6 protein-coding genes are annotated in these 5,379 nt (G+C 73.7%); all 6 read right to left on the bottom strand.

The window, feature by feature from the left end; translation table 11 throughout:
* Positions 1 to 238 precede the first annotated feature (238 nt).
* The 6 genes from coaBC to ACW69E_RS27640 all read right to left on the bottom strand — a co-directional run bounded on the left by coaBC (position 239) and on the right by ACW69E_RS27640 (position 5,268).
* Positions 239 to 1,459 (bottom strand): bifunctional phosphopantothenoylcysteine decarboxylase/phosphopantothenate--cysteine ligase CoaBC, encoded by a 1,221-nt coding sequence (coaBC, locus tag ACW69E_RS27665; RefSeq protein WP_457501022.1) that lies wholly within the window; start codon positions 1,457 to 1,459, stop codon positions 239 to 241.
* 188 nt (positions 1,460 to 1,647) lie between these two features.
* Positions 1,648 to 1,920: a DNA-directed RNA polymerase subunit omega gene (gene rpoZ / locus ACW69E_RS27660; RefSeq protein ID WP_237882748.1), complete on the bottom strand. Its 273-nt coding sequence runs from the start codon at positions 1,918 to 1,920 to the stop codon at positions 1,648 to 1,650.
* 119 nt (positions 1,921 to 2,039) lie between these two features.
* Complete coding sequence (gene gmk / locus ACW69E_RS27655) at positions 2,040 to 2,597, bottom strand: guanylate kinase (RefSeq protein WP_457501021.1); 558 nt, start codon at positions 2,595 to 2,597, stop codon at positions 2,040 to 2,042.
* Between the two features lie 38 nt (positions 2,598 to 2,635).
* Positions 2,636 to 2,959, bottom strand: a complete 324-nt coding sequence (locus ACW69E_RS27650; protein WP_093656674.1) for an integration host factor — start codon at positions 2,957 to 2,959, stop codon at positions 2,636 to 2,638.
* A 303-nt stretch (positions 2,960 to 3,262) separates the two neighbouring features.
* Positions 3,263 to 4,144, bottom strand: a complete 882-nt coding sequence (gene pyrF, locus ACW69E_RS27645; protein WP_457501020.1) for an orotidine-5'-phosphate decarboxylase — start codon at positions 4,142 to 4,144, stop codon at positions 3,263 to 3,265.
* On the bottom strand, positions 4,141 to 5,268 hold the full coding sequence (locus ACW69E_RS27640; protein ID WP_457501019.1) for a quinone-dependent dihydroorotate dehydrogenase: 1,128 nt from the start codon (positions 5,266 to 5,268) through the stop codon (positions 4,141 to 4,143). Before ACW69E_RS27640 ends, pyrF begins: the two co-directional genes overlap by 4 nt.
* Positions 5,269 to 5,379: the final 111 nt, after the last annotated feature.

The raw sequence follows: 5,379 nt of genomic DNA, 5'->3' as shown, positions 1-5,379 counted from the left end.
CATCGCTCCCTGGGTTTGCAGCGGCTGCTGGCTGACTTGGTGTGCGGATCCGGTCGTCGGGCTGGCCCGAGCGCGGTCCGCCGTCAGTTTATCCGCAGCTCATCGCGGATCCGCCAGGACGTCTCGCACTCCGACACACGACCAACGTGCCACACGGCTCCCGCGAAGGGGAGGGGCCGTGCCGGGCGGGGGACCGCGTCCCTGGTGGCACGGCCATGCGGCCCTGCCGCCCCCGGTCTCACCCGGCGTTCAGCATGCGGACGACCTTGTCCCACACCGTGTCGGCGAGGTCCTCCTTGGGGCCGTGCGGCACGGGTGTCTCGCTGCCGTCCGAGCCCAGGACGACCGCCTCGTTCTCCTCCGCGCCGAAGGTCTTGTCCTCCCCCACCTCGTTGACGACCAGCAGATCGCATCCCTTGCGGGCGAGCTTGGCCCGGCCGTTGGCCAGGACGTCGTCGGTCTCGGCCGCGAAGCCGACGACCACCTGCCCGGGGCGGGGGCGGGCGGCCGAGAGTTCGGCGAGGATGTCGGGGTTGCGCACCAGGGCGACCGGCTCCGGTTCCCGCCCCTCCCGCTTCTTGATCTTCCGCTGCTCGTAGCCCGCGGGCCGGAAGTCGGCCACCGCCGCGGCCATGACCACCGCGTCCGCGTCCCCGGCGGCCTTCAGCACGGCCTCCCGCAGCTGCACGGCGGTGCCCACCGGCACCACGTCCGCGCCCGCGGGATCGGGCAGGGAGGTGTTGGCGGCCACCAGGGTCACCCGTGCGCCGCGCGCCACCGCGGTGCGGGCCAGGGCGTACCCCTGCCGGCCCGAGGAGCGGTTGCCCAGGAAGCGGACCGGGTCCAGCGGTTCGCGGGTGCCGCCCGCGCTGACCACGACGTGCCGTCCGGCCAGGTCGCGCCCGGGCGCGGCACCGCGGGCCAGGAGCCGGCGGCAGACCTCGAAGATCTCGCCGGGGTCGGGCAGGCGCCCCTTGCCGGTGTCCTTGCCGGTCAGCCGTCCGACCGCGGGCTCGATGACGACCGCGCCGCGGCGGCGCAGGGTGGCCACGTTCTCGGCGGTGGCGGGGTGCTCCCACATCTCGGTGTGCATGGCGGGCGCGAAGACCACCGGGCAGCGGGCGGTGAGCAGGGTGTTGGTCAGCAGGTCGTCGGCGAGGCCGTGGGCGGCCCGGGCGAGGGTGTCGGCGGTGGCGGGTGCGACGACGACCAGATCGGCCTCCTGCCCGATGCGCACGTGCGGGACCTCGTGGACGTCCTCCCACACCCCCGTGGTCACGGGGTTGCCCGACAGCGCCGCCCAGGTGGGCTCGCCGACGAACCTCAGCGCCGACCCGGTCGGCACCACCCGTACGTCGTGGCCGGACTCCGTCAGCCTCCGCAGCAGCTCGCACGCCTTGTAGGCGGCGATGCCGCCGCTGACCCCCAGAACCACCCTGGGCTTGTCGGACCTGTCCATCCCTCGCCTCTCCCCGGCTCGGCGGCCCGTCGGCCGCTCACTCGCTCGCTGTCGCGCGTCGGCGGCGGGCGCGTCGGGGACGCTTCCGCCGGTACCCATGACACACCACGGGCCCGGCAGCCGCGCTGCCGGGCCCGTGGTGGTGGTGATGCCGTTCGTGCGGCCGGCCGCCGTGGGCGGCCGGGGCCTCACTGCGTCGGGTTGTCCACGGCCTCGGAGGTCAGCAGACCCGCGTTGATCTCGCGGAGCGCGATCGACAGCGGCTTCTCGTGGACGTGGGTGTCCACCAGCGGGCCGACGTACTCCAGCAGGCCCTCGCCGAGCTGCGAGTAGTAGGCGTTGATCTGGCGCGCACGCTTGGCGGCGTAGATCACCAGGCTGTACTTCGAGTCGGTGGCTTCGAGCAGCTCATCGATCGGCGGGTTGATGATGCCCTCGGGCGTGTTGATGGAAGAGGACACGCTCTACCTTCCGCTGCGGTGGATAAGACGGGCGGTGATCCGGCCGGACCTCGGTACGGGAGGCCTCCCGCCGGTGTCCCGGACTCCGGCGGCTGTCCTGCCCGGCCCTCCGGCGACGATCACGAAACCTTCATCAAGGCTAGCAGCTCGCGGCTGACGTCCTCGACGGAGGTGTTGACCAGGGTCACGTCGAACTCCGACTCGGCGGCCAGCTCGATCCTGGCCGCGGCCAGCCGCCGCTCGACGACCTCGGGGGACTCGGTGCCGCGGCCGGTGAGGCGGCGGACCAGCTCGTCCCAGCTCGGCGGGGCCAGGAAGACGAGCTGTGCCTCGGGCATCGACTCGCGAACCAGCCGCGCGCCCTGGAGGTCGATCTCCAGGAGCACCGGCTCGCCCGCCTCCAGCCGCTCCAGCACGGCCCGCCGCGGGGTGCCGTAGCGGTTGCCCGCGAACTCGGCCCACTCCAGCAGTTCGCCGTTGGCGACCAGCTTGTCGAACTCCTCGTCGTCCACGAAGAAGTACTGGACTCCGTGCTGCTCGCCGGGGCGCGGCCTGCGGGTGGTGGCGGACACCGAGAGCCAGATCTCCGGATGGACCTTGCGCAGATGAGCGACGACCGTGCTCTTGCCGACCCCGGAGGGGCCGGAGAGCACGGTCAGTCGCGGACGTTCACTCATACGGCGATTATCCCGGTTCCCGGGCGGGCCCGGAAACGTCAGGCGGAACCGCCGCCGAACTCACGCTCCAGGGAGGCGATCTGGTTGGATCCCAGACCGCGCACCCGGCGGCTCTCGGAGATGCCGAGCCGCTCCATGATCTGGCGGGCCCGGACCTTGCCGACGCCGGGCAGGGACTCCAGGAGGGCGGAGACCTTCATCTTGCCGATGACGTCGTTCTCCTGGCCCTGCTTGATGACCTCGTGGAGCGAGGCGCCGGAGTGCTTCAGTCGGTTCTTGACCTCGGCGCGCTCCCGGCGAGCCGCGGCGGCCTTCTCGAGCGCGGCTGCGCGCTGTTCAGGGGTAAGGGGCGGAAGAGCCACGCCTACGTCACCTCGGATGTCGAACTGGTCGGATATTGGTCGGTGAGGAACCTAGTGGCCCCGCACCTGCGGAGCAATGAGCAACACGTCCCCCGGCGCCCTCCGGACCTGCGAGGACCCCGGAATTCGCGGTGCTCTCGTCGGAGACTAGCGGCCCATCGCGCCTGAGTCAGCGAGAACGGGGGAAAAGTCCAGGTCAGACTTGAGCCGACTCGGGCATTCCCTGGCAAAAGGGAACGGTTGAAGGGTCGATTCCGCGGGGTGCCCCGGTTTTTCCGGACTCTCCGGTTCTGCCCCGGCCGATCAGCCCAGGACCTCCCGCAGGGCGTCGGCCTCCCTGGCCGCGGCCTCCCGCAGGGCCTGCGGCGAGGGCCCTCGGCCCAGGACTCCCCGGCTGATGCTCGGCACCACGTTGCGCACCGCGCCGCCGAAGACCCTCGGCAGGTCGGCCGCGGTGGCGCCCTGGGCTCCCAGCCCCGGCGCCAGCAGCGGGCCGTTGACCGCCAGGTCCGCGCCGGCCTCCTCCAGCGTCGCGCCGACCACCGCGCCGACCGGGCCGAGCGGATCGGCCCCGGCGTTCTCCCGCGCGATGTGGTCCAGCACCGTCTGGGCGACCGACGCACCGCCCCCGGCGGTGGCCCGCTGCACCTCGGCGCCCTCCGGGTTGGAGGTCAGGGCGAGGACGAAGACGCCCGAACCCGCCGCCCGCGCCGCGTCCAGGGCGGGACGCAGCGAACCGAAGCCCAGATAGGGACTGACGGTGACGGCGTCGGAGAACAGCGGGCTGCCCGGGTCCAGGTAGGCGGCGGCGTAGGCGGCCATGGTGGAGCCGATGTCGCCGCGCTTGGCGTCGGTGAGCACCAGGGCGCCGGCCGAGCGCGCGTCGGCGATCGCCCTCTCCAGGACGGCGATGCCGCGCGAACCGAAGCGCTCGAAGAAGGCGGACTGCGGCTTGAGGACGGCGACCCGGTCGGCGAGGGCCTCCACCACCGTACGGGTGAACCGTTCCAGGCCCGCCACGTCGTCGTCCAGGTCCCAGGCCGCCAGCAGCGAGGCGTGCGGGTCGATGCCGACGCACAGCGGGCCCCGGTCGTCCAGGGCGCGGCGCAGCCGGGCGCCGAACGGCTCGGGGGCGCCGGGGGCCTGCGGGGCTCCGGGGGGCTGCGGGGCTTGCGGAACGGTCATCGGGAGGTCACCTTCCGGGTGTCGGCGCCGACGGCCTCGGCGAGGGTGGCGTACGGACTGGCGGCCAGGCGCGCGGCCAGGCCCCGGTGGACGCGGCGGCACCACAGCGGCCCCTCGTAGACGAAGGCGCTGTAGCCCTGGACGAGGGTGGCCCCGGCCAGGATGCGCTCCCAGACGTCGTCGGCGGTCCGCACCCCGCCGACGCCGACGAGTGTGACGCGGTCGCCGACGCGGGCGTACAGACGGCGCAGCACGGCCAGGGAGCGGTCCTTCAGCGGCGCGCCGGACAGCCCGCCCGCGCCGACGGCCTCGATCTCGGCGCGGCCGGTGGCCAGGCCCAGGCCGTCGCGGGCGATGGTGGTGTTGGTGGCGATGATGCCGTCCAGGCCCAGCTCCACGGCGAGGTCGGCGACCGCGTCGACGTCCTCGTCCGCCAGGTCGGGGGCGATCTTGACCAGCAGGGGGACGCGCCGGCCGGGCACCGCGGCGTCGGCGGCGGAGCGCACGGCCTCCAGCAGCGGGCGCAGGTGCTCGGTGGCCTGGAGGTTCCGCAGGCCGGGGGTGTTGGGCGAGGAGACGTTGACGACGAGGTAGTCGGCGTGCGGGGCCAGCCGGGAGGCGGAGAGCGCGTAGTCGTCGGCGGCCTCGCTCTCAGGAGTGACCTTGGTCTTGCCGATGTTGACGCCGACGGTGGCGGGGAAGACGGCCCGGCGCCCCGCCAGGCGGGCGGCCACGGCGGCGGAGCCGTCGTTGTTGAAGCCCATGCGGTTGACCAGGGCCCGGTCGGCGACCAGGCGGAACAGCCGGGGTGCGGGGTTGCCGGGCTGGGGATGGGCGGTGACGGTGCCGGTCTCGACGTGGTCGAAGCCGAGCATGGTGAGCCCGTCGATGCCGACCGCGTTCTTGTCGAATCCGGCGGCCAGCCCGAAGGGGCCGCGCATCCGCAGGCCGAAGGCCTCGGTGGCCAGGGCGCGGGCCTGCGTCCGGCCCGGGGCCGCGACGGCCGCGACGAGGGCGCGCAGGCCGGGGACTCGGGCGGCCAGCCGGATCAGGGCGAACGCCAGGTGGTGCGCCCGCTCGGGGTCCAGGCGTTTGAGGATCAGGCGGAACAGCAGAGGGTACATACGGGTCTTCCGTGCGGCGGGGCGGTACGGGATCCGGTGGCGGGGCGCTCTCGCGGTGAGGGGGACGCCGCTGCCGGCGTCCCCCTCACCCCTGGTCACTTCCCGCGGGCG

The sequence above is a fragment of the Streptomyces sp. SS8 genome, assembly GCF_054072955.1.
This window is presented reverse-complemented; position numbering and strand designations above follow the sequence as displayed.

Excerpts from the sequence above, each read along its gene's own strand:
- pyrF (WP_457501020.1), bottom strand. The coding sequence starts at position 4,144 with ATGACCGTTCCGCAAGCCCCGCAGCCCCCCGGAGCCCCGCAGGCCCCC.
- coaBC (WP_457501022.1), bottom strand. The coding sequence starts at position 1,459 with ATGGACAGGTCCGACAAGCCCAGGGTGGTTCTGGGGGTCAGCGGCGGC.
- ACW69E_RS27640 (WP_457501019.1), bottom strand. The coding sequence starts at position 5,268 with ATGTACCCTCTGCTGTTCCGCCTGATCCTCAAACGCCTGGACCCCGAG.
- gmk (WP_457501021.1), bottom strand. The coding sequence starts at position 2,597 with ATGAGTGAACGTCCGCGACTGACCGTGCTCTCCGGCCCCTCCGGGGTC.